The organism is Minwuia sp. (genome assembly GCF_048263705.1).
Classification (GTDB): Bacteria; Pseudomonadota; Alphaproteobacteria; order Minwuiales; family Minwuiaceae; genus Minwuia.
This window is the reverse complement of sequence record NZ_JBLXDV010000003.1, coordinates 188,624-211,801: the sequence shown is the minus strand read 5'-3', so window position 1 is coordinate 211,801 and position 23,178 is coordinate 188,624. Positions and strand designations below refer to the sequence as shown.

Here is a 23,178-nt window from a genome sequence, read left to right as displayed (position 1 = left end):
CCGAGATCGCGAAGGGGAGGATAGACGATGACCGAACAGTGGAAAGCCTCGAAGTTCGAGCTGGCGGACAATGGCGTGGCGATCTGGACCATGACTTGTCCGGAGATCATGAACCCGCTGACAGACGACCTGAACAGCGACTTCAACACGCTGGTGGACCGCGTACAGGGCAATCCGGACGTGCGGGCGCTGATCATGGCCGGCGAAGGCAGGGCGTTCTCGGCCGGCGGCAACGTGAAGGGCATGGTGAACCGCACGTTCGATGCGCATGCGTCGCGGAACCGGCTGGTGTCTGCGCATGAGTGGGTCGAGCGGCTCTACAACATGGACTGCCCGGTGATCGCCGCGGTCGATGGTCTGGCCTTCGGCGGCGGCCTGTCCTTCTGTCTGCTGGCGGATTTCGTGATGGCCAGCCCGAAGGCGCGGTTCTGTTGTGTGTTCGGTCGGATCGGCCTGATGCCTGACCTGGGCGTGCTGTACACGCTGCCGCGCATTGTCGGCATGGCGACCGCGAAAGAGCTGATGTACACGGCCCGCAGCTTCGATGCGGACGAGGCGAAGGACATGGGGATCGTGCATTCGATCTATGCCTCGGCGGACCTGATGGGCGCGGCCGAGAGTTTCGCCGCACGCCTGGCGAAGGGATCGAAGGCCGCCATGGCGATCACCAAGCGCACGGTCAACGGATCCTACGAGATGAGCTATCGCGATCTGGTCGATGCCGAAGCCAACGGTCAGGCGCTGATGTTCACGACCGATTTCCACAAGGAGGCCGTGCGCCGGTTCGTGGAGAAGGAACCGCGCCTGTACGACTGGGATGCCATGAAATAAGAATATGAATTCAGAATTGTGCGCGTTTGAGGTATGCTGCGCGCGTGACAGGGGAGAGATCGCATGAAAATTCGGGTTAATCCTGACAAGTGCCAGGGACACAATCGCTGCTACGCCGTGGCACCGGACCTGTTCGAGGTTGACGACGTTGGCAATGCATCGGCGGCAAACGGAGGCGTGGTGCCTGACGACATGAAGGACGATGCGAAGCTCGCCATCGACAACTGCCCTGAATTCGCCATCGAAATCGTGGAGGAATAGGTCATGCAGGAACGCAAGCCCGTCACCGACTGGGCCACCGACTACGACATCTTCGACAAGCATTATGTCGAGAATCCGACCGAGGTCTGGGCCGAGCTTCGCGACAAGTGTCCCATCGCCCATACCGAGCGGATGGAGGGATCCTGGTTGCCGACGAAGTTCGAGGATCTGCAGGCGTTCGTCGGCATGGTGCCGGCGCTGTCGTCCAAGGACCCCATCGTCGTGCCGCCCATGGATATTTCCGACGAGGAACGCGGTGCCGATGGCGGCGCGCCGCCCATCACTGCAGACCCGCCGCAGCAGAACGCCTATCGCCGTGCGATCCTGCCCTTCTTCACGGTCAAGGCGGTTGCCAAGCACCGCCAGTTCACCGAAGACCTGTGCCATGACCTGATCAACCGCTTCCACAACACCGGCAAGGCCGATGCTGCCGCCGACTACGCGCAACAGATCCCGCCGCGCGTGATCGGGCACATGCTGGGGATCGATCCGAACCGTACCGACGAGTTCACCCAGTGGGTGCGCAATGTGCTGGAGTTCGGCCTGACAGATATCGACCTGCGCATGAAATATCGCGTGGTGATCCGTGACTTCTTCTTCGAGACCGTGGCCGATCGCCGGAAGAACATGGGCGACGAGGATCTGATCTCGAAGCTGATCCTGTCCGAGGTCGATGGCCGGAAGCTGGACGACAACCAGATCGTGTCCATGTGCAACCTGCTGCTGGTCGCCGGGATCGACACGACCTGGAGTTCCATCGGCGCCGCGCTCTGGCACTTTGCGGCCCATGAAGACGACCGCAAGCGTCTTTCCGCAGACCACAGCCTGTTCCCGACAGCCATCGAGGAAATGCTGCGCTATTACGCGCCGGTCACCATGGCGCGCGTCGCGACCGAGGACATCGAATACAAGGGCGTCACCATCAAGGAAGGCGACAAGGTTCTGATGAACTTTCCCGGTGCCTGCCACGATCCGGACATGTTCGAGGATGCGGACAAGGTGGTCATCGACCGCCAGAAGAACCGCCATATCGCCTTCGGTGCGGGCATTCACCGCTGCGCTGGCTCAAACCTGGCCCGTATGGAAATGGACGTCGCGCTGCGGGTCTGGTTCGAGCGGATGCCGGAATTCGAACTGTCCGATCCGGAGAAGGTCACATGGGCCGGCGGCCAGGTCCGCGGCCCGCGCACGGTGCCGGTGCGGTTCTAGGGTTTGCCAGCTTTGGATTGAAACGGCCAAATGTATGGGGCGTCATCCCCGCCGCCGTGCGAGGGCAACGGAGGTCCCAGCGAACGCCGCCATTCAGGAAGGTCCCCCGGACAAACCGGGGGTGACAGTGCGGGAATCGGCGACTCAGCCAAAGACGGAACGGGGCGAACCTTTTCAGCCGGTCTGGCCGGAGAGTTCCTTTCGGGCCAGATCGGCGAGCAGCGCCGAACGGGTGAGGTTTCGCTGTTCGGCCAGCATGTCCATCGCATCCACCAGTGCCGCGTCCATGCTGATGTTGAGGCGACGCGTGCGGCCTTCGTGACCCGCAAACGGCACGGCGATCAGGAACGCGCCTTCTGACAGATCACGCGCCACGTCAGGATCGCTGCGAAGTTCTTTCAAGGCTCGGGATTCAGGCCATTCGTCCGTGTCTTCCAGACGCAGCGCAATCGCCTCATGACACTCGGCGATCAGGTTTTCCTGTTCGTCGGCAGCTGAGAAGCAACCGGGCAGGTCGGGGAAATGCACCCCGTAGGCGTCTCCATCATGGTGTACAACGCCAATATAAAGTCTCGCGCGCCTGGTCATTTGATCCACCCCGCCTGACGATAGATGCTTCGAACGGTGCCGTGCGGAAGATCCTTCTTCGGGTGCGGAAGGACAACGGTTCTGCCGTCCTTCCGAAACTTCTGATGGGATCCGCGACTGCCGACCAACTCAAACCCGTCTTTGATAAGAAGCGATCTGATCTTCCGGCTGTCTTTTTCGAAATGCGGCACTGGTAAGCATAATAATACACACTTCACCGTCTTTCAAGTTGGCGTCGATCAGGCACTCTCGAACGCTGGCGCGTATTTCAGCGCGCCACGCGCCCGGTGCGTGCCGAAGGCCATCCACTGCACATATTCGGCTGGCACATCGGCATACGTCAGATCGCCATCGCTGCGGAATCCGAAGCGGCTGTAGTAGGCCGGGTCTCCGACCAGCACACAGCCCTTCGCGCCCATCTTGCGGATCCGGTCCAGACCTTCCGTTACAAGATGACTGCCGATGCCGCGCCGTTGCAGATCGGGGCGCACGGAGACGGGGCCGAGCCCGTACCAGCCAGCGTCGCTCTCGCCGACGGTCACGGGCGAAAAGGCGATATGTCCGACAATCGCGTCGCCATCCACCGCGACCAGCGACAGGACAAGATCGCCATCTTCTCTCAGTCGATCAATGATCGGCGCTTCCGAGCCGTTGCTGAACGGCATGGTCGCGAAAGCCTCTCGTGTCAGCCGGTGAATGGCGGCTGCTTCGCCGGGCTGTTCCGTCCTGATCTCCATGCATGAAGGATAGGTCTGAAAGGTGCATTGCGGAACACCTGTCGGTTCGGCAGGGTTTGTCAGCTTGTCGGGGCTGACTATACTCGGCCTGTCATCCGGGGAGGGATCAGCGCTGTGACCGAAATTGTATCCGACGTCGAAATTGGCGACGTGCGTCCGCATCATCGTTTCGACGAGAAGGCACTGGAAGCCTATCTGACCGCGAACGTGGACGGTTTCAGGGGACCGTTGACCATCCGCCAGTTCCAGGGCGGCATGTCCAATCCGACGTTCTTTCTGGATACGCCTTCCCGACGCTACGTCATGCGCAAGAAGCCGCCGGGCGAACTGCTCAAATCCGCGCATCAGGTCGATCGCGAACACCGTGTGATGCAGGCGCTGGCTGATACGCCGGTGCCGGTGCCCGAGATGCTGTGCCTGTGCATGGACGACGAGGTGATCGGACAGGCGTTCTACGTGATGGAGCATGTCGACGGGCGCGTGCTGATCGACCCGGCGGTGCCGTCGATGTCGAATGACGAGCGCACGAAACTCTACGACCATTTCACCGAGGTGCTGGCGCATCTGCATATGGTCGATCACGAGGCCGTCGGGCTCGGCGATTTCGGACGGCCCGGTAACTATTACGCCCGGCAGATATCGCGCTGGTCGAAGCAGTATGTCGCGTCGGTCACCGAAGAGATCCCGGACATGGATTTCCTGATGGAATGGCTGCCGGCCAACACGCCGGACGCCGAAGAGGTCAGCATCGTGCATGGCGACTATCGGATCGGGAACTGCGTGCTGCACCCGACGGAACCGAAGATCGTGGCCGTGCTGGACTGGGAACTGTCGACGCTGGGCCATCCGCTGGCCGACGTCGCCTATGTCGCACAGGAATATTACGGACATGCGGCGGAAGGCGGATTTGCCGATATCGACCCCACCACCATCGGCATTCCCAACGAGCAGCAGTTCCTGAAGCGCTATGCCGAGATCACGGGGCAGGGCGCCATCGAGAACTGGCCCTTCTACATCGCCTACACGATGTTCCGGTCGGCTGCCATCGTGCAGGGCGTCTACAAGCGCGGCCTGGATGGCAACGCCAGTTCGGACGCGGCGAAGAACTTCGCGGGCTTTGCCGCCCAGCGCGCCAGATGGGGCATGGACGTGTTGCGCAGGGCGGGTGTGGTCTGACCGGCCACTGGCCCCCGTACCCGGCAATAAGTGACCTGTTAACCATGCGTCGGCGCGCACCGGGCCGGTAAAAGCTGCCGGTCCCCGATGGGTCTTCCTGGAAGGCTTTTCGTAAAATACTTTATTTTCAACAAGTTAATCCTGTTTCGGGAAACTGGCACAGCCATTGAGTTGTTCTGGCTGCGCCCCAGCGGCGTTTGTGGGTGAACCGCAGGGCTCATGAAGGCAGCCCGTCTGAACAGGAGAAAGAAATGCTTTCGGTAAACACCAATACAGGCGCGATGATTGCCTTGCAGCAGCTCAACGCCACCAATCGGGACCTGACCGAGGTCCAGACACGCATCAGCACCGGCCTGAAGGTCGCCGGTCCCAAGGACAATGGCGCGGTCTATGCCATTGCGCAGAACATGCGCGGCGAGATCGCGGGCTTCGAGGCGGTGAAGACCGCCCTGGACAATGCCGTCAGCGTCGTCGATGTCGGCCTGGCCGCCGGTCAGTCGATCTCGGATCTGCTGATCGAGATGAAGGAGAAGGCGGTTGCCGCGCTCGACCAGAGCCTGGAAACCTCCAGCCGAAACGCACTGCAGAACGATTTCCTCGCTCTGCGTGATCAGATTTCGACGATCGTCTCCAATACGGAATTCAACGGCTTCAATATTCTGGACGGTTCCTCGTCATCGCTGGCCGTGCTCTCCAACCCCGATGGCGACACCATCACCGTCAGCAGCCAGAACATGGCGACCGGTACGGCGGGTCTGGATATCAGCGCGCTGTCGCTGGCCACGGCCACCAACGCGGCGGCTGCCCGGTCGGGCATCGATGCCGCGATTGACACCGCCAATCAGCAGCTCGCAGTGCTGGGTACCCGTGCCAAGACACTGGAAATCCACAACGGGTTCGTCGACAAGCTGATCGACAGTCTGACGACCGGCGTGGGCAACCTGGTGGATGCCGATCTGGCCAAGGAAAGCGCCAGATTGCAGGCCCTTCAGATCAAGCAGCAGCTCGGTACGCAGGCCCTGTCGATTGCCAACCAGGCACCGCAGACCATCCTGTCACTGTTCGGCTAACGCCTTCCAGCAAGTCCAAGGTTCACCTGAGCCCCCGGAGAAATCCGGGGGCTTTTGTGATTCAGCGACCGTCTACTCGGAGGGTGCCAGATCCATTTCAGGGGTTGCGGAGCTTTCCTTCTTGCGCTTCTCGCCGGTACCGAAGACCTTCTGGCCGACCGCCGCGCCGAGCGCCAGAAGGCACGGCGTCACGATCAGCGTCAGGAGGGTCGCGAAACTGAGACCGAAGGCCACCGCGCTGGCAAGCTGGACCCACCATTGCGTCGACGGCGCGCCGACCGAGATCGTGCGGCTGAAGAAGTCGATGTTCGCCTGGAACACCATCGGCATCAGCCCGCAGATCGTCGTCACGGTGGTCAGCAGAACGGGACGCAGACGCTGCGCGCCGGTGCGGACGATCGCTTCGTAGCGGTCCATGCCCTGTTTTTCCAGATGTGCGTAGGTATCGATCAGCACGATGTTGTTGTTCACGACGATGCCGGCGAGAGAAATCACGCCGACTCCCGTCATGACCACGCCGAACGGCTGTCCCATGATCAGCAGCCCCAGCATGACGCCGATGGTCGACATGATCACCGCCGTCAGGATCAGGAACGCCCGGTAGAAGCTGTTGAACTGGGTGACCAGAATGATACCCATGACGAACAGCGCGATGACGAAAGCCTGCACCAGGAATGCCATCGACTTGGCCTGTTCCTCGTCCGCGCCCCGGAAGGTGATCTCGACGTTCGGATCGAATGTCTGGTCATCCAGCCAGCCCTTGATTTCCTGGACCTTGTCATCGACCAGCAGACCTTCGGCGACGTTCGCCTTCACCATCAGCCTGAACTTGCCGTCGACACGTTCGATCGATCCGACTTTCGGCTCGGCCTTCCGGGTGACGAAGTTCGAGAGCGGCACCATGCCGTTCGGCGTGTTGATCGTCAGATCGTCAAGCTGGTCGAGGTTGCGGTACTCCAGCGGGAAACGGACACGGATATCGACGTCTTCCTCGGCATCGTCGGGCAGGTAGTCATCGACCAGCACGCCGTTGGTCACGAACTGGATCATGGCACCGATGGAGGCGACATCGGTGCCGAAGCGGCCGGCCTGCGCACGATCGACGATATATTCCCACTGGATGCCGGGCAGGGGCCGCGAGTCCTCGATATCCTGCAGACCGTCCACGGTTTCCAGATGTTCGCGGATTGCGGCAGCGACGGGTTCGAGCTTCTCGCGATAGACCGAGGTCACCTGAACCTGAATCGCCTTGCCCGTCGGCGGGCCGGCTTCCGGCTTGCGCGGTTCCACGATGATGCCGGCGATATCGGCCGTTGCCGCGCGGATGTTCGGGAAGATCTCGTCCACCGGACGGCGGTCTTCCCAGTCCTTCAGCTCAAGCTGAATGATGCCGATGACATCTTCCGAGATATCCGACCCGTCATTGTTGCGTTTTCCTGATCGGGTGTAGACGGATTCGAAATCGTCGAATGCGAGGATGCGCTTCTCGACCCGCTTCACCAGTGCGTCCTGTTCGACGACCGACAGGTTGCCGCGCGCGTGGACGTAGACGAGCGCCTGTTCCGGCTCGACATCGGGGAAGAACTCGACACCCTTGCCGAAGGTGCCGTACGCCATGTTCGCACCGATCAGCGACGTCACCGCGATCAGCACCACGACGGACGGCCAGAGGATCGGACGCTTGAGCAGCCGGGCAAGGAAGCGGGCGTACACGCCGGTCAGGCCGGGGATTTCCTTGATCGAGCCGGTCTCGGCAGCGGCCACCGCGCTGTTCGCGCCAGCCGTACTCTTGCCGAACAGAGATCCCAGCGTCGGCACGAAAATCAGCGCCATCAGCAGCGACCCCGACAGCGTCGTGATCAGGGTCAGGGGCAGGAACTGCATGAACTCGCCGACGACGCCGGGCCAGAACAGCAGCGGCATGAAGGCTGCCAGGGTCGTTGCGGTGGAGGCGATGATCGGCCAGGCCATGCGCTTCGCGGCCAGGGCGTAGGCCTTTCGGCGGTGCTCGCCCTCGGCCATCTTCCGGTCGGCGAACTCGGTGACGACGATGGCACCGTCGACCAGCATTCCGACGGCAAGGATCAGGGCGAACAGGACCACGATGTTGATCGTGAACCCGAACAGGTACAGGTACAGGATCCCGATCAGGAAAGAGCCGGGGATGGCGACGCCCACGAGCAGGGCGGAGCGCAGACCCAGCGCGGCAACGACGACGATCATCACCAGAAGAACGGCGGAGATCACGTTGTTCTGCAGGTCGGTCAGCATGGTCCGGATCTGTTCCGAGCGGTCCTGGCTGAACGAGACCTCGACACCGGCGGGCCACTGCGTCGATGTGGCGTCCACCAGGGTCCGGACCTGATCGATCGTGTCGATGATGTTGGCACCCAGCCGCTTCTTGACCTCCAGCGCGACGGCGGGCTTGCCATCCAGGCGGGCGAAGTTCTCGACATCCTTGAATGTGCGCCTGATCGTCGAGACGTCGGCCAGCGTGACCACCGCGTCGCCGTCGGTCTTGATCGGCAGCGTCAGCACGTCCTTGGCGGTCTTGAACAGGGCGGGGATCTTGATCGGGTTGCGGCCCTTGCCGGTGTCCAGCGCGCCGACGGCCGCGACCCGGTTGTTCAGCGTCATGGTCTGGATCAGCTGCTGCTGGTCGATCTGATAGCTTTCCAGCTTCGACGGATCGATCTGGATTTCCAGCATCTCGTCGCGGTCGCCGGCCATATCGACGCCCAGCACGTTGGGCAGGCCTTCGATCCTGTCCTGCAGATCGCGCGACAGCTTGAACAGGGCGCGTTCGGGGATATCACCCGACAGGGTCACGACAAGCACCGGGAACAGGCTGAAGTTCACTTCATTGACCTGCGGTTCGTCGGTATCTTCCGGCAGTTCGGTCTTGCCCAGGTCAACCTTCTCGCGCACGTCGTCCAGGGCCTCGTCGGCATCGAAGCCGGCATCGAATTCAAGAACGACCGAGCCGAACCCGTCCGCCGCGATCGAGCGCATCTCCTTCAGCCCCTCGATGCCCTGCAGTTCCTGCTCCATGGGCCGGATCAGCAGCCGGGAGGCATCCTCGGGGCTGATGCCCTCGTGGGTCATCGACACATAGATGATCGGAATGTTGATATCCGGGTCGGACTCCTTGGGGATCGCCACATAGGCGGCCGCGCCTGCCAGCAGGATCAGCAGCAGGGTTGCAATGACCGTTCTGGCACGGCTGATGGCAGCATCAATCAGGGCGTTCATGATGGCGGTCCGTTTCTGTTGCTGGTCCGACTCACTGGTCTGTATCCGGAGCCCGGGCGACCTCGACGGGTTCGCCTTCGCGCACGAACTCCTGGCCGACCGTGATCACCTCGATTTCTGAGGGCAGGCCGGTCACCCAGACACCATCCGAGCCGTCCGCCAGAATGTTCACCGGCATGAACTGGACGATGCCACGATGGTCGATGACGCGGACACCGACTTCACCGGCGCTGTTCAGGGTCAGTATGGCGGGCGACAGCAGATGTGCCGGCGCTTCGCCCGCGCGCAGCATGATCTCTGCGGTGATGCCGTCGCGGATCGCACCGTCCGGATTGTCGACCTCGACCTCCACGCGGAAGGTGCGTGTCGCTGCTTCGGCGGTCGGCGCGATGAAGCGGACCGTGCCGGTCACCTCGGTGCCGCCGACCAGGACCGCGCGGGCCGGGGCGCCGACGGCGATCTGGCCGATCTCCCGCTCGGAGACGTTGCCGACGACCAGGATCGGGTCAAGATCGACGATGGTGGCCACGGGATCGCCGATCCCGACGAATGTACCCAACTGAACATGGCGTTTTGCGATGGTTCCGTCGAACGGTGCGCGCAGGGTCAACTGGGCGATCTCCACCTCGACCCGCTTCCGCGCGGCGCGCGCGGCATCGAGCAGCGCGGCGGCCGCGGCAACCGCGGTTTCGGACTTGAAACCCTTGGCCGCGAGCTTCACGGCCCCTTCATGCTCGATCTCCCGCTGCTTCACCAGGGCGACGGCTTCCAGGCGGCGCGCCTCGCGGTCCTGCACGCTGAGGCGTGCGATCCGGTCACCGCGTTTCACGGTCTCGCCCTTCTTCTTGTAGAGGTCGACCACCGTCCCGCTGGTCTCGGCCATCAGTTCGACCGTACGCACGGAATCCGTCCGGCCGCGCAGCACGATATCCACCGAGCGCGGCTGGGCACGGAAGACCTCGGTCTGCACCTTCATCGTGTCGCGATGCTCGGTCGCTTCGGACGAAGGTTTGCGTGCCGGCTCCGCTGCGGGCTCACTGACGGTGCTGACGGTCTCGGCCTCGCTTTCGGCAGCGTTGCCCTGGGATCCGCCGATGATCTGTGCGATTTCTTCCTTGAAGACACCTGACGCGAGCCAGCCCACCGCCAGAACGGCAATGACGATGGCAATGATGATCGAACGGTTCACGGCGTGTCTCCTTCGGTCCGGCTTCAGTGAGCCGCAGCACGGGCCAGAAGCGCCTCGGCTTCCAGCAGATGGCGGTTCTCGGTCAGATATTCCTGCTCGGCGCGATAGATCGCGATCCCGAAACCGCGCATGAACTTCTGGGCGTTGGATGTTTCGGACTCGCTGCAGTTCTGCAGGTTGTCGATCTCGTCATCCAGTTCCTTCATACGGTCGTCGATCAGCTGTGCGACCCGCGCCGGCGAAAGCAGGTCGGAGAACATCAGCATCGCCAGGAACTCCGACCGTATCCGGTCCTTCCGCGGCTTGGCCGAAAGCGCATCCATGAAGGCGATCCGGCCCGCAGCGGTGATCGAATAGATTTTCTTGTCGGGGCGGCCTTCCTGCGACTGCTCGGTGCAGGTCATCAGCCCCTCGTCGGTCATTTTCGTGAGCGCGGGATAGATCGAACCGAAACTGGCGTCGTAGAAATGGCTGAGATCCTGTTCGAAGGTCTTCTTGATCTCATAGCCCGTGGCATCCGACATGGTCAGAATGCCCAGGCAAAGCGTGCGGATATCCATACTCGTCTCGTCTCATCGAAAATTCCAAACCGATATATATAGATCTGATATAATCTCGCAAGTGCGAAGGCTTGCATTGCCATAGTGTTAAAGAAATATCAATGAAAGCGGGTTATGGTCTACCCGTGATGCAACCCAGAGCCGAAAAGTCGTGAGTCTGGAAGTCTTTCATCATCCGTCTGAAGCGGAACTGGGCGATGCCCGCATGGTCGCCCTGTGGAGCTACTGGCGCGGGCTGTGTGACGGACACGCACTGCCGTCGCGCATGATGATTGAGCCGGAGGAGCTCAAGCCGGTGCTGCCCTGGGTGTTCCTGATCGACGTGCACGGTGAAGGCGGGTTCCGTTATCGGCTCGTCGGCACTGCGATCGTCGAGGAGATGGGCTACGACATGACCGGTCAACTGGTCTCGAATGCCTATGCCGGCCGTGACTGGGATGACGTTCTGAAAGACTACCGCTATGTGATCGACAGGAAGCGCCCATGTCTCACCGTGAACAGCGTTCTGCTGGAACCCAGCGGACAGAGGTACTCCTACAGCCGTCTTCTGCTGCCGCTCGCCGCCGACGGTACCTCGGTCGACATGCTGCTTGGGGCGGCCATCGCGCGTGACTGACGTGACCGAGTTGCCTCAGAGCGACTGGGACCGCACCTCCGCATCCGCGCGATCGAACACGCCGTGCTTCAGCCGGGTGCCGAGACCATGTCCGGAAGGGGGCGACACAGTCCCGTTGACGACTTCGGGCAGGTTTTCGGCGATCTCGTTGTACCAGCCGAAATAGAACGCCCGCACGAACTCCTGGATCAGCGCGTTCGGCGTGGCCAACACGAACTGGACCGAAGCCGCGAACTGCAGCGGTCCCGTGCAGTCGTGCGGTGCCATCGGAATGCCGTGTGCTTCGGCGACGGCCGCGATCTTGCACGCTTCCGTCAGGCCGCCGCACCATCCCAGGTCTGGCATCGCGATATCGACCAGTCCGCTGTTCAGCAGCCGCGTCCAGTCACGCAGGCCGCCGACCGTCTCCGATGCGGTGATCTGGGCATTGGTGGCATGGCGCAGGCGTGCAAGGCCCTCGAAATTGTCGGCCCGCACCGAGTCCTCGATCCAGAACGGACTGTAGGGTTTGAGCGCTTCGGCGATGCGTGCGGCGACGGGCGGGGACCAGAGGCCGTGCAATTCGCACATGATATCGATGCGATCGCCGACAGCGTCCCGGATCTTCGCGAAGGGTTCGATGGCGCGCTGCATCTCGTCCGGTGAAATGTCGAAACCGTTCGTCCGTTCGGCGGCAAAGTCGAAGGGCCAGATCTTCATCCCGGTGACACCCATGTCCACCAGGCTCTCGGCCAGTTCGCCGGCATTGTTCAGGAAGGCATCAAGGTCCTCATACGGCCCCTCGTCGTCGCCTTTCAGGCCCCAGTTCGCGGTCTCCTGCATCGGCGACTCGCGGACGTAGCGGTATCCGGCGCAGGTGTTGTAGACCCGTATCGACGGTCGCGAGAGGCCACCCAGCAGATCGTGCATGGGCTGGCCGGTAGCCCGGCCGACAAGATCGTAGAGTGCCATGTCGATGGCGGATCGTCCGCGCGTCTCCGCGCCCGATCCCGAATAGCCGACATAGGGTGTGATATCGCGGTTGATGGCGTTGATCCGGCGCGGGTCGCGTCCGAGAATGATGTCGGCTGCGGTCTCGTGGATGTAGGCGACTGCCGCGCGAGATCCGTAGAAGGCTTCGCCGACGCCTTCGGTGCCATCATCTGCGGTGAGACGGACCCAGAACAGGTTGGGAAATTCCTCCAGCCGGAGCGTCTCGATCCGTGCGATCCTCATTGCATTCCCCCTCGCAATCGATGGTGCACGTCAAATTTCGGCCACGCGTTCGAACGATGCACATGCTTCCCCAACGATGTCGGCTGACGGCCTCGGAGACAAGCTATCTTCTCGCCATGCGCCTTCGCGCAGGACCTGTTGATCGACACCCGGCGGGGCTCCCGTGACGCACCGGTTTCGAGGTGCTGCCTTTCTCGTCGAACGGGGATCTGATGGCGTTCAGGCGTTGACCGGTTGAGCGCTCAGTCGACGGGATCGGCGCGCGTCATCGCGATCGGATTCACCCATCGCTCGAACTCTTCCTCTGTCACCTTGCCGCTCTCGATTGCGGCTTCCCGCAGCGTGGAGCCGCTTTCGTGCGCCCGTTTCGCGATCTTCGCGGCCGCGTCGTAGCCGATATGCGGTGCCAGGGCAGTCACCAGCATCAGCGACTGCTCCATCAACTGGCTGATGCGTTCCCGGTCGGGTTCGATCCCGACGACGCAATGGTCGGTGAACGAACGGGCGGCGTCCGTCAGCAGCCGGATCGACTGCAGCACATTGTGGGCGATGACCGGCTTGAAGACATTCAGTTCGAAGTTGCCCTGAGAGCCCGCGACCGTGACGGCGGTGTGGTTGCCCATCACCTGTGTGCAGACCATGGTCAGCGCTTCGCACTGGGTCGGGTTGACCTTCCCCGGCATGATCGATGAGCCCGGCTCGTTCTGCGGCAGCAGCAACTCGCCGAGACCCGAGCGGGGTCCGGAGCCGAGGAAGCGGATGTCCTGGGCGATCTTGAACAGACCGACGGCAATCGTGTTCAGCACGCCGGAGAATTCCACCAGCGCGTCGTGGGTGGCCAGCGCCTCGAACTTGTTGCGCGCGGTGTCGAACGGCAGATAGGTGATCTCGGCCATGCGCGCCGAGAAGTTCTCGCCAAAGCCCTGCGGACTGTTGAGGCCGGTGCCGACCGCCGTGCCGCCCTGTGCCAGCGGGTACAGGCGGGGCAGGGCGGCACGGACGCGGTCCAGGCCTAGTTCCACCTGTGCGGCATAGCCCGAAAATTCCTGCCCCAGCGTCATCGGTGTGGCGTCCTGGACATGGGTCCGGCCGATCTTCACGATCTCCCTGAATTCCTTCGCCTTGTCCGCCAGTGCCTGTTGCAGCACACCCAGCGCCGGGATCAGGGCGCGCCGCGCCTGCTCGACGGCCGCGACGTGCATGGCGGTCGGGATCGTGTCGTTCGAAGACTGGGAGCGGTTGACGTGGTCGTTGGGGTGCACCGGATCCTTGGAGCCGATGGTCCCGCCCAGCAACTCGATCGCGCGGTTCGCGATCACCTCGTTGGCGTTCATGTTGGTCTGCGTGCCCGACCCCGTCTGCCAGACGACCAGCGGAAAATGATCGTCCCACCTGTTTTCGGCGACTTCCTGCGCCGCCGTGATGATCGCACTGCCGACATCGGGTTCCAGCAGGTCGAAATCCATGTTGGTCTGTGCGGCGGCCCATTTCACCAGGCCCAGCGCCCGGATGAACGGCGCGGGAAACCGTTCGTCTCCAATCGCGAAATTCTGCAGGCTGCGCTGCGTCTGGGCGCCCCAGTATCGATCCGAAGGAACTTCGATATCCCCGAAGGAGTCGGATTCCGTGCGTCTGGTACCGGTCATTTTCCATGTCCTCTCTCACGCGCCCGATTGACTTAAGTTCGGGCTTTGCATGCCGGATACAAGGTTTGCATGCGGTGGCAGCCCAGCAGAATCTGTCATCTGCGTCGGTTCCTCGCATTCAAAATCGTGGCGCGGGACCTCAGTTGGGGGCGATGATCGCGTGCCTGATCCCGAAGCGTGGGTGAGACGAATGAACAAGAACGACAAGCCGGTCATCCTGATTACCGGGGCAGCGGGCGGCATCGGATCCGCCCTGTCCGACGCCATGTCCGACGCATACCATGTCGTCGGCATGGATCTGCCCGATCTGGTCCGGGGCACGTCGCTGATCGGTATCGATCTGACCGATGACGTGTCGGTTTCGGATGCTTTCGATAGATTTCGTGAAAGGCATGGCGATCGCATCGCATCCGTCATCCATCTGGCGGCCTATTTCGATTTTACGGGGGAGAAAAACCCGCTCTACGACGCGGTGAACGTTGATGGGACGCGGCGCGTGCTCAAGGCGCTTCGGGACTTCGAGGTCGATCAGTTCGTCTATTTCAGCACGATGCTGGTGCATGCGCCCTGCGAGCTGGGTGCGATGATCGACGAGCAGTCACCGATCGAGCCCGGCTGGGCGTATCCGATCTCGAAGGCCGAAGCCGAGGAAGCCATCGCCGAAACCCGTGGCGACATTCCTGTCGTGCTGTTGAGGTTGGCCGGCCTTTACGGGCCGGAGTCGGCCATACCGACCCTGTCGCATCAGATCGCGCGGATCTATGAGCGCGATCCCAAGAGCCACCTGTACGCCGGCGATCAGCGCGCCGGACAGGCCCTGATCCACGAGGAAGACCTGATCGAACTGACCCGCCTGACGGTGGCACACCGCGGCGACCTGCCCGCATGGTGCCCGATACTGGCCGGCGAAACCGAAGTCATGAGCTATGCCGACCTGCAGAAGGAGATCGGTGAACAGATCCACGGCGAGGCCGACTGGGCGACCCTGACCGTACCCGGTGCGGTGGCGAAGGCCGGTGCCTGGGTCGAGGTGAAATCGGAACCCATCGTGCCCGACGATTTCGATCAGGGCGAACCGCCCTTCATCCGCCCGTTCATGGTGGAGATGGCCAGCGATCATTTCATGTTGAATACCGAGAAGGCATTCGACCTGCTGGGCTGGCGCGCGAAACGACGGATACGCGACGAACTGCCGAAGCTGATCGACAGTCTGAAGGACGATCCTGCCGGCTGGTACGATCGCAACGGCATCCTCAAGCCCCACTGGCTGGAAGAGGCGGATCGCAAGTCCGACGATGCCGACAGCATCAGGGCGGATCATGAAGCCGAGTACCGGAGGGCCCACCGCAGGGGTCTGTGGAGCCACTGGGCCAACATGGGCCTCGCGCTGTGGCTGATGACGTCGCCACCACTGCTGGGATACGCCGATCCGCTGATGATGTGGAGCGACGTGATTTCCGGCGGCCTGCTGCTGATGCTTTCGTTTCTCTGCCTTTCGTGGCGAATCGGCGTGGTCCGCTGGCTGACAGCCGGACTGGGCGTCTGGGTCATGTTCGCGCCGCTGGTCTTCTGGGCGCCGACCGGAACGGCCTATCTGAACGGTACGCTGGTCGGCCTGCTGATCGCCGGGTTTGCCGTCGCCCTGCCGCCGGCGCCGGGCGTTTCGCCCGTTGCCGCACGCACCGGCCCGGACATTCCGAAGGGATGGGCCTTCAGTCCGTCAAGCTGGTTCCAGAGAATTCCGATCATCGTGCTTGCCGTGGTCGGCCTGCTGGTGTCGCGCTATCTGACGGCCTATCAGCTGGAGAGCATTCCCGGCGTCTGGGATCCGTTCTTTCCCGGAACGGAGCCCGGCAAGAACGGTACGGAATCGATCATCACCTCCCGCGTCTCCGAGGCCTGGCCGGTCCCGGACGCGGGGCTGGGTGCGCTGACCTATGCCCTGGAGATTCTGGTCGGCCTGATCGGCTCCACGCGGCGCTGGCGCACGATGCCCTGGCTGGTGGTGGTCTTCGGCGTGATGATCGTGCCGCTGGGTGCCGTGTCGATCTTCTTCATCATCATCCAGCCGATCATGCTGGGCACCTACTGCGCGCTCTGCCTGCTGGCCGCGGCGGCGATGCTGATCCAGATTCCCTATTCGCTGGACGAACTGGTGGCGACCGGTCAGTTCCTCGCCCGCCGCAAGCGGGCCGGCGCGCCGGTTCTGCGCATCTTCTTCACCGGTGATACCGACGACGGCGACAACCGGAAGGATACGGACGATTTCGAACAGCCCCCACGCGCCATTGTCGCGGACATGCTGGGCGGCGGCGTGTCCATTCCGTGGAATCTCGCGCTCTGCCTGCTGACCGGCGTGTGGCTGATGGCGACTCCGCTGACACTGGGGCTTGAAGGCGTAATGGCGGATGTCAGCCATCTCATCGGCGCGCTTGTCCTCACCGTCACCGTCACGGCCTTCGCCGTCGTTGCCCGCCTTGCTCGTTTCCTGAACTGGATATTCGCGGTCTGCCTGCTGGCCGCGCCCTTCATGGCGGATGCAGGCCTGGCAGGGACGCTGTCGAGCGTTGGCAGCGCGCTGGTGCTGATGATCTTCTCGGTGCGCAGGGGGCATGTGGACCAGTCCTACGGCTCGTGGGACCGGTTCATCCGATAGCCGTCAACTGGCCCTTTCCGCGACCGCAATGATCCGGTGCATGTCGCGCAGCACGGGTTTCTCGATCAGCTTGCCGTCGATCACGACCAGCCCGGTGTCGGCTTCGGCGAAGGCATCGACGATGCGGCGGGCGCGCGCGACGGCTTCTTCCGACGGCGTGAAGACGGCGTTGATGACCGGAATCTGCTTCGGGTGGATCGAGCCCTTGCCCGAGAAGCCCAGATCGCGGGCCTGCTCGGCAGCGCGTTTCAGACCGTCCATATCCTCCAGATCCAGCCAGGGCACGTCGATGGCGTCGATACCGGCTGCGGCGGCGGCGTGGACCACCCGGCTGCGCGCGTAGAGCATGTTCTCCCAGGTGTTCACGCAGCGAAGCTCGGCGGCCATATCGACACCGCCGAAGAACAGCGCGTCGATGCGCGGGCTGCATTGCGCGATCTCGTAGGCGGCTTCCAGGGCCGGATTGGTCTCGATGATGATGTGCAGGCGCGTGTCGTGCCCGCGCTCGGTCAACAGGTCGTCCAGCCAGATCACTTCCTCCGGCGTGCGGACCTTGGGCAGCATCAGGGCAGGCGGTGGCGTGCCTGTCGCAAGCACGGCCTGCACGTCCGCCAGCCCGAACGCCTCGCGCAGGCAGTTGATGCGGACTATGCGTTCCACGCCATCGTCGGCCTGCGGTTTGGCAAACAGCGCAAGACCTTTCTGCCGGGCCTCGTCCTTGTCCTTCGGCGCAATGCCGTCTTCCAGTTCCACGCAGACGATGTCCGTGCCGGATTTCAGCGCCTTCGGATACATGTCGGGCCTGAGCCCCGGCGAGAAGATAAAGCTGCGACGCGGGCGGATTACACGTTCACTCACGCTGCCTTCCCCTCGTTCTCACCGGCCTGGGCCGCGAAGATCGAGGTATAGCCACCCGACCAGTCCGGCGGAATCTGGCAGGGTCGGGGGTCGTGGGCGGCCCATCGCGATGTCTGGCCGCGCACGACCTCGTAGGCGTGTGAGGACGGGTCCGGGTGCGGCGTGTAGGCCTTCGCATCCGCCGAGGAATAGCTGTTGAGCAGCAGGGGGCGGGGGTTCGGCGATTTGCTGGCGACCGAATAATGCACGGTCCGGCAGTTGTGGATGGTGATCGAGCCGGCGGGGCCCGTCATGTAGCGGGCCTTGGACATGTCGATGGCGGCGTTGTCGGCATCGTTCAGCATGCCGGTCCAGTTGCCGTTCGCATCATACTGGTCGTACAGCGGCCCGTTGTGGCTGCCGGGCAGGACGCCGACGGCACCGTTGCTCATGTCCGTATCCGCGAGATAACAGCCGATCGCGAGCACATTGTAGTTGGTGTGCGGGTAGAACTGGATGTCCTGGTGCCACTTCACCTCGCTGGTCGCGTCCGGCCATTTGAAGTTCAGCTTCGAATGATGGAACAGCACGTCCGGTCCCAGCAGGTCCGCGGCGACGTCGGCGATCAGGCCCTTCGCGAAATCCCAGTAGCCTTCGTGCTGGTCGTCGGGTCGCTTGATGCGCCGCACGACCGGATGTTCAGCGGTGTGGTTCGGCGCGATGTCGAAGGTGCTGCCGGGTTCTGTTTCCCTGCGACTGGCCTCGACGAAGGCATCGGTGATCGCAACCATCTCGGCTACGGTTTCCCTGGGCACGAAGCTTTCGATGCACAGGTAGCCCTGCTCGAAATAGAATTCCCGCTGGGACTGGGTCAGCGCCCGGGCGGGTTCCTTGAGGATGTCTTCGGGTGTCATGGTTTTCCTCCCTGAAGATTTCGACGTTCAGTCTCTCAATTGCTGCTTGTCGGTGCCACTCAGCAGGGCTTTCACCAGCCGCTCGTTCGCGTCCTTGTGGGTGGCGAGCGCGGTTTCGCTCATGTCCGCGTCGGGGCCGTCCAGCAGGTCGAAATGGCCGTATTCGTCCACGCCACGCACCAGCACCGCCGTATCCCGCACCTTGGTCTGGCGCACGGTCGTCGGGATGTAGCGGATGGCGAGGCCGATCCGGCGGTCGTCGGTCGTGTTCGGATGCGAGCCGTGGGCCGTCAGTACATGATGCAAGGAGAACTCACCTGCCTTCAGCGGGATGTCGGTTGCGTCGGCCTCGTTGACCTCGACCTGGATCTCCTGGCCCCGGCTCAGCAGGTTCGACTTGTGGAATGTGTCGGCGTGGTCGTGCAGGCCTCCGCGATGGCTGCCCGCGAGGAACTTCATGGCACCGCTTTCGACGGGTGCGTCGGAGAGCGCGAGCCAGGCCGTCAGCACCTGATCGTGCGGCTCCAGACCCCAGTAGGTCGCGTCCTGATGCCAGCTCACGAAGTTGCCGTCCTTCGGTTCCTTGATAAAGAAGTTGGTGATCCAGCAGAGGATATTCGGACCGATCACGGCCTCGACCGCATCCAGTATCTTCTCGTTGCGGATCAGTTCGTCGGCCCAGGTGAACAGCAGATGCACGTCCGTGCGCATGGCCGACTTCAGCGGTCCGCCGTTGGCCCTCTCGAAAGTTTCCAGTTTCGCGCGATAGACTGCGGCATCCTCGGCGCTCATGGCCCGGACGGGGAAGTAGAACCCGTCGCGTTGATAGGCGTCGTTGATCGGGTTCGATGCCTGTACATTCATTGTCCGGCCTCCAGTGCTTCTCTCAGCTTGCGCGCTTCCTCGGCATTCATCTTGTAGGTGTGGTCGTCGTCTGGGAAGGCCCCGGCACGCACGTCCGCCGCGTAGTCGGTGAACGCCTTGACCGCGACCTCGTTCACATTGCCATAGCGTTTGGCGAATTTCGGCTTGAAGGTGTCGAATCCGCCGATCAGGTCGTAGCCATTGAGCAACTGGCACGTGCCTGCCGCGCCCGCGCCGATGGAGAAGGTGAAGATGCTCACGGCCTCCTCCACCGCCTTGCCGACCAGATAGGGCAGGGCCTCGATCTCCAGACCGATGGCACCGGCTTCCTCGATGGCTTTCGCATTGTCGATGATCTTCAGGGCTTCGTCCGCCGTGCGGCCCTGCATCCTGAAGCCGCCGAGCTTGTGCACGAAGTGCGGCGTCAGGCCGACGTGGCTCATGATCGGCACGCCCGCATCGGCAACGGCCCTGATGATATCGAACATCTCGCGCCCGCCCTGCATCTTCAGGGCATCGGCACCGGACTCCTTCATCATCTTCACCGCGTTGGTGACCGCGATGTCCTTCGTCGCATAGGATCCATACGGCATGGATACGAGGCAGAAGGTGTTCGGCGCGCCACGGCGCACGGCCTTCGTATGCTCGATCATCTGCTCGACGGTCATCGGAAGCGTGGTCTCGTGGCCATACAGCGTCATGCCCAGACTGTCGCCGACGCCGACGATATCGACGCCGCCGCGTTCCGCCCATTGCGCCGACAGATATTCGCCGACGGCGACCATCACCAGCCGCTCACCCGCCGCTTTCTTCCGCGCCAGATCGGGGATCGTCAGTTTCTGTCGCGGGGCCTGGTCAGCCATGTCCATCCCGATTGCATTATTGTTCCATTTGGAACAAAATACCTGAACGAAATGGCCCACGCAACAGGATTTCAGGGACGGTATGGCTGACGATCAGAGGACCAGCGATCTGGGCGCGATCTACACCCAGCGGCCCATTGGCGACACGTTCCGCATTTCCTTCATGGCCAACTCTCTGGTCCTGCCGGTCTATGAGCAGATCAAGCGCCGCCATGGTTTGAACCGCGGTGAGTATCTGCTGATCCATTCGCTGTCGATCGTGCCGGAAATGACGGCGCAGGAAGTGGCGCGGATGAGCGGGCGGCCCCGCAATTCCATCTCGCGCGCGGTTCACCGGATGGTGGAAGGCGGGTATGTCCGGCGTGTCCCCGATCCGGATGACGGACGGCAGGCCACCCTGACGATCACCGACTCAGGGCGGAATCTGGTCCGGGAAATCCTGCCACTGTTCGAGGCACGTCAGGAACAGCTTCTCGGCGTCCTGAATGTGGGTGAAAGGCGTCAGCTCGACGCCCTTCTGGACAAGCTCTACAGCGCCACCCTGGCGTCAGCTCATGCACCGTAGATCGGGTTCCGGGCGAAACGCACAGCCGCTTCCAGGATTTCCGGAACGCTGCGCATCTGCACGCCCAGACTGTCGCGGCGGGTGAAATCGAAGGTGGTAGCCGGTTTCGCAGGTTCGTTCAGCGGTTCCGGCATCACCATGTCGGGGATCAGTTTCTGAAGCTCGGCATAGATGTCCTGCCAGGGCCAGCTTTCCTTCATGGCGAAATAGCGGCCCTGCGCCTCGGGGTTCTCATAGGCCGCGAGAAACAGCGCTGCGACGTCGTCGATGTGCGCCATGGAGGTGGAATCGTTCGGTACCCTGTCATGGCGGCCCTTCTCGCCGCGGGTGAGGCGGCGCAGCACTGCCATGAAGCCTTCGTCCATGTGCGTGGGCAGGACCATCGGACCCAGCATCAGGGTCGGCAGGAAGATGCACAGCCGCATGCCGTTCTCGGCGGCGCAGGCCATCGCCGCCTTCTCCATCACAGCCTTGGTGGCCGAGGTATATTTCTTCTGCGCGCATTGCTGATCGGGATCGGACCAGTGATCGACCTCATTCTTGTTCTCGACCGGCGGAACCGGGTTCGTGCTGCTGGTACTGGAACAGATCAGCACGTTCGGCACCTCGGCCTTCGCCGCCGACCGCATGATGTTCAGGCAGCCGTTGACGGTGGGCATGATGATCTCGGCATAACCCTGTGCGTCGTCCATCTCGGTCGCCCGGACGCCGGACGGGCCGACATAGGTCGGGATCAGGCAGGCGATGAAGACCGCATCGCAGCCATGCACCGCCGTGTCGAAGCTTCCGTCATCCGCCATGTCGGCGCTGAACAGGGTCAGCCGCTCCGCCGCGCCGGGCAGGGCGCGCAGGAAGGGGGCTTTCCGGGGATCGTCCGCGTCGCGCATCACGCCGTTGACGCGATAGCCCCCGGCCAGAAGCGCTTTGGTGATGTTCGCGCCGACCAGCCCGCTGACCCCGGCGACGCAGACCGTTCTTGCCAAGACCTACAGCCCTTCGACAATCAGGAACTGACCTTCCGCTGCGCCTTCACGCTCCTTCTTTGCAGCCTGATATTCGGGCGAGTTGTAGAAGCCGCGCGCGGCGTCCATGTCGGGGAAACTCAATATCACCACGCGGCGCGTCTCGTCGGGACCTTCCAGCAGTTCCACAGCGCCACCACGTGCCAGATACTCGCCGCCGTATTTCTTGATCGCGGCGGGCGCCAGTGCCTTGTAGTTCTCGTACTTGTCCGGATCGGTGACGTTCACGCGGGCGATCACATAGGCGGTCATGGCTTCTATCCTCCCCAATAAGCTCTAGTCTGTGGCCACGTTAACGAAAGATTCCGGGGAGGACATCATGGATTGGGAATTCTGCACCGTCGAAAAGCAGGGCCGCATCGTCACCGTCAGCTTCGATCGGGGGATGCCGGCCAACCCAATGTCGGACGCGCTGATGAAGGAACTGACCGACGTCGCGCGCTGGCTGGACGAGGATCTGGAGACGTCGGTGATCGTGCTGACGGGCCGTGCCGACAATTTCTCCATGGGTTTCGACCTGAAGGAGGGCCGCGACCCGGACGCGGGCCTGATGCAGAAACGCCGCGCCATCCAGCGCGGGCCCCGGTTGTGCAAGGCGTGGGAAGAACTGGAACAGATGACCATCTGCGCCATCGAGGGCTGGTGCGTCGGCGGCGGCGTAGCCCTGGCCACGGCGCTGGACCTGCGCGTGATGGGCGAAGGCGCGACACTGTATGTCTCAGAGATCGAGCGCGGCATGAACATGTCGTGGAACTCGGTACCGCGCTTCGTCAATCTGTGCGGTCCGGCGCGGACCAAGCGCGTGGTCGTAATGGCCGAGAAGGTCGACGCGGCACTGGCGAAGGAATGGGGCCTGGCCGACGAGATCGCGCCGAAGGGTGGGGCGGTCGCGAAGGCCATGGAACTGGCCGAGCGGATCGCCGCGATGCCGCCCGTTCAGGTGCGCATGTGCAAGAAGGATGTAGACATGGCCGCCAAGGCGCTGAACCACGCCACCAGTTTCATGGATACCGATCAGTTCCTGCTGTCGCAGACCTCGGAGGATTACCGGGAAGGTGTGCAGTCCTTCCTTGAGAAACGCCCGGCCGTCTACAAGGGACGCTGACC

The 23,178-nt window shown here is 62.7% G+C and carries 23 protein-coding genes; 9 read left to right on the top strand and 14 right to left on the bottom strand.

Features of this window, described 5'->3' with window-relative positions:
- Positions 1–27: 27 nt before the first annotated feature.
- From ACN0X7_RS05845 to ACN0X7_RS05835, 3 genes are all read left to right on the top strand, one after another.
- Positions 28–831 (top strand): enoyl-CoA hydratase/isomerase family protein, encoded by an 804-nt coding sequence (locus ACN0X7_RS05845; RefSeq protein ID WP_417515078.1) that lies wholly within the window; start codon positions 28–30, stop codon positions 829–831.
- A gap of 63 nt (positions 832–894) precedes the next feature.
- Positions 895–1,092, top strand: coding sequence for a ferredoxin (locus ACN0X7_RS05840; RefSeq protein WP_417515076.1), 198 nt, complete (start codon positions 895–897; stop codon positions 1,090–1,092).
- A gap of 3 nt (positions 1,093–1,095) precedes the next feature.
- Positions 1,096–2,301 carry a cytochrome P450 gene (locus tag ACN0X7_RS05835; RefSeq protein ID WP_417515074.1) on the top strand — a complete coding sequence of 402 codons (1,206 nt, stop codon included), beginning with the start codon at positions 1,096–1,098 and terminating at the stop codon, positions 2,299–2,301.
- 174 nt (positions 2,302–2,475) lie between these two features.
- On the opposite strand, the gene ACN0X7_RS05830 is transcribed toward ACN0X7_RS05835, so the two are convergent.
- Genes ACN0X7_RS05830 through ACN0X7_RS05820 form a run of 3 tightly spaced genes read right to left on the bottom strand, consistent with a single transcriptional unit; the run spans position 2,476 to position 3,626 of the window.
- Positions 2,476–2,889: a type II toxin-antitoxin system HicB family antitoxin gene (locus tag ACN0X7_RS05830; RefSeq protein ID WP_417515072.1), complete on the bottom strand. Its 414-nt coding sequence runs from the start codon at positions 2,887–2,889 to the stop codon at positions 2,476–2,478.
- A complete protein-coding gene (locus ACN0X7_RS05825) occupies positions 2,886–3,080 on the bottom strand; it encodes a type II toxin-antitoxin system HicA family toxin (protein ID WP_417515070.1) in 195 nt (64 codons plus the stop codon). The genes ACN0X7_RS05830 and ACN0X7_RS05825 overlap by 4 nt, the downstream gene beginning before the upstream one ends.
- A gap of 48 nt (positions 3,081–3,128) precedes the next feature.
- Positions 3,129–3,626, bottom strand: a complete 498-nt coding sequence (locus ACN0X7_RS05820) for a GNAT family N-acetyltransferase (RefSeq protein ID WP_417515068.1) — start codon at positions 3,624–3,626, stop codon at positions 3,129–3,131.
- A gap of 114 nt (positions 3,627–3,740) precedes the next feature.
- Here ACN0X7_RS05820 and ACN0X7_RS05815 point away from each other — a divergent pair, with 114 nt between their 5' ends.
- On the top strand, positions 3,741–4,802 hold the full coding sequence (locus ACN0X7_RS05815) for a phosphotransferase (RefSeq protein ID WP_417515066.1): 1,062 nt from the start codon (positions 3,741–3,743) through the stop codon (positions 4,800–4,802).
- 251 nt (positions 4,803–5,053) lie between these two features.
- On the top strand, positions 5,054–5,872 hold the full coding sequence (locus tag ACN0X7_RS05810) for a flagellin (RefSeq protein WP_417515064.1): 819 nt from the start codon (positions 5,054–5,056) through the stop codon (positions 5,870–5,872).
- A 72-nt stretch (positions 5,873–5,944) separates the two neighbouring features.
- Here ACN0X7_RS05810 and ACN0X7_RS05805 read toward each other — a convergent pair whose 3' ends face one another.
- From ACN0X7_RS05805 to ACN0X7_RS05795, 3 genes are read right to left on the bottom strand one after another with little or no spacing between them, the layout of a single operon-like run.
- A complete protein-coding gene (locus ACN0X7_RS05805; RefSeq protein WP_417515062.1) occupies positions 5,945–9,124 on the bottom strand; it encodes an efflux RND transporter permease subunit in 3,180 nt (1,059 codons plus the stop codon).
- Between the two features lie 31 nt (positions 9,125–9,155).
- A complete protein-coding gene (locus tag ACN0X7_RS05800; protein WP_417515060.1) occupies positions 9,156–10,313 on the bottom strand; it encodes an efflux RND transporter periplasmic adaptor subunit in 1,158 nt (385 codons plus the stop codon).
- Between the two features lie 23 nt (positions 10,314–10,336).
- Positions 10,337–10,873 carry a PadR family transcriptional regulator gene (locus ACN0X7_RS05795; protein WP_417515058.1) on the bottom strand — a complete coding sequence of 179 codons (537 nt, stop codon included), beginning with the start codon at positions 10,871–10,873 and terminating at the stop codon, positions 10,337–10,339.
- Between the two features lie 151 nt (positions 10,874–11,024).
- On the opposite strand from ACN0X7_RS05795, the gene ACN0X7_RS05790 reads away from it, so the two are divergent.
- Positions 11,025–11,489 (top strand): PAS domain-containing protein, encoded by a 465-nt coding sequence (locus ACN0X7_RS05790; protein WP_417515056.1) that lies wholly within the window; start codon positions 11,025–11,027, stop codon positions 11,487–11,489.
- Between the two features lie 15 nt (positions 11,490–11,504).
- Here ACN0X7_RS05790 and ACN0X7_RS05785 read toward each other — a convergent pair whose 3' ends face one another.
- Together ACN0X7_RS05785 and fumC are read right to left on the bottom strand one after the other, a co-directional pair.
- Complete coding sequence (locus ACN0X7_RS05785) at positions 11,505–12,704, bottom strand: mandelate racemase/muconate lactonizing enzyme family protein (RefSeq protein WP_417515054.1); 1,200 nt, start codon at positions 12,702–12,704, stop codon at positions 11,505–11,507.
- A gap of 242 nt (positions 12,705–12,946) precedes the next feature.
- Positions 12,947–14,350: a class II fumarate hydratase gene (fumC, locus tag ACN0X7_RS05780; RefSeq protein WP_417515052.1), complete on the bottom strand. Its 1,404-nt coding sequence runs from the start codon at positions 14,348–14,350 to the stop codon at positions 12,947–12,949.
- Positions 14,351–14,540: 190 nt separating this feature from the next.
- Between fumC and ACN0X7_RS05775 the strand changes: the two genes are divergently transcribed.
- Positions 14,541–17,006 carry a vitamin K epoxide reductase family protein gene (locus ACN0X7_RS05775; RefSeq protein WP_417515050.1) on the top strand — a complete coding sequence of 822 codons (2,466 nt, stop codon included), beginning with the start codon at positions 14,541–14,543 and terminating at the stop codon, positions 17,004–17,006.
- 3 nt (positions 17,007–17,009) lie between these two features.
- On the opposite strand, the gene ACN0X7_RS05770 is transcribed toward ACN0X7_RS05775, so the two are convergent.
- From ACN0X7_RS05770 to panB, 4 genes are read right to left on the bottom strand one after another with little or no spacing between them, the layout of a single operon-like run.
- Complete coding sequence (locus tag ACN0X7_RS05770) at positions 17,010–17,864, bottom strand: HpcH/HpaI aldolase/citrate lyase family protein (RefSeq protein ID WP_417515048.1); 855 nt, start codon at positions 17,862–17,864, stop codon at positions 17,010–17,012.
- Complete coding sequence (locus ACN0X7_RS05765) at positions 17,861–18,757, bottom strand: phytanoyl-CoA dioxygenase family protein (protein WP_417515046.1); 897 nt, start codon at positions 18,755–18,757, stop codon at positions 17,861–17,863. The genes ACN0X7_RS05770 and ACN0X7_RS05765 overlap by 4 nt, the downstream gene beginning before the upstream one ends.
- Positions 18,758–18,784: 27 nt before the next feature.
- Positions 18,785–19,621, bottom strand: a complete 837-nt coding sequence (locus ACN0X7_RS05760; protein ID WP_417515044.1) for a phytanoyl-CoA dioxygenase family protein — start codon at positions 19,619–19,621, stop codon at positions 18,785–18,787.
- Positions 19,618–20,484 carry a 3-methyl-2-oxobutanoate hydroxymethyltransferase gene (gene panB, locus ACN0X7_RS05755; protein ID WP_417515042.1) on the bottom strand — a complete coding sequence of 289 codons (867 nt, stop codon included), beginning with the start codon at positions 20,482–20,484 and terminating at the stop codon, positions 19,618–19,620. The genes ACN0X7_RS05760 and panB overlap by 4 nt, the downstream gene beginning before the upstream one ends.
- A gap of 82 nt (positions 20,485–20,566) precedes the next feature.
- On the opposite strand from panB, the gene ACN0X7_RS05750 reads away from it, so the two are divergent.
- Complete coding sequence (locus ACN0X7_RS05750; RefSeq protein ID WP_417515040.1) at positions 20,567–21,049, top strand: MarR family winged helix-turn-helix transcriptional regulator; 483 nt, start codon at positions 20,567–20,569, stop codon at positions 21,047–21,049.
- Here ACN0X7_RS05750 and ACN0X7_RS05745 read toward each other — a convergent pair.
- Together ACN0X7_RS05745 and ACN0X7_RS05740 are read right to left on the bottom strand one after the other, a co-directional pair.
- On the bottom strand, positions 21,037–22,032 hold the full coding sequence (locus tag ACN0X7_RS05745; protein ID WP_417515038.1) for an NAD-dependent epimerase/dehydratase family protein: 996 nt from the start codon (positions 22,030–22,032) through the stop codon (positions 21,037–21,039). The two genes, ACN0X7_RS05750 and ACN0X7_RS05745, sit on opposite strands and share 13 nt — an antisense overlap.
- 3 nt (positions 22,033–22,035) lie before the next feature.
- A complete protein-coding gene (locus ACN0X7_RS05740; RefSeq protein WP_417515036.1) occupies positions 22,036–22,323 on the bottom strand; it encodes a DUF1330 domain-containing protein in 288 nt (95 codons plus the stop codon).
- Between the two features lie 67 nt (positions 22,324–22,390).
- Between ACN0X7_RS05740 and ACN0X7_RS05735 the strand changes: the two genes are divergently transcribed.
- Positions 22,391–23,176 carry an enoyl-CoA hydratase/isomerase family protein gene (locus ACN0X7_RS05735; protein ID WP_417515034.1) on the top strand — a complete coding sequence of 262 codons (786 nt, stop codon included), beginning with the start codon at positions 22,391–22,393 and terminating at the stop codon, positions 23,174–23,176.
- Positions 23,177–23,178 lie beyond the last annotated feature (2 nt).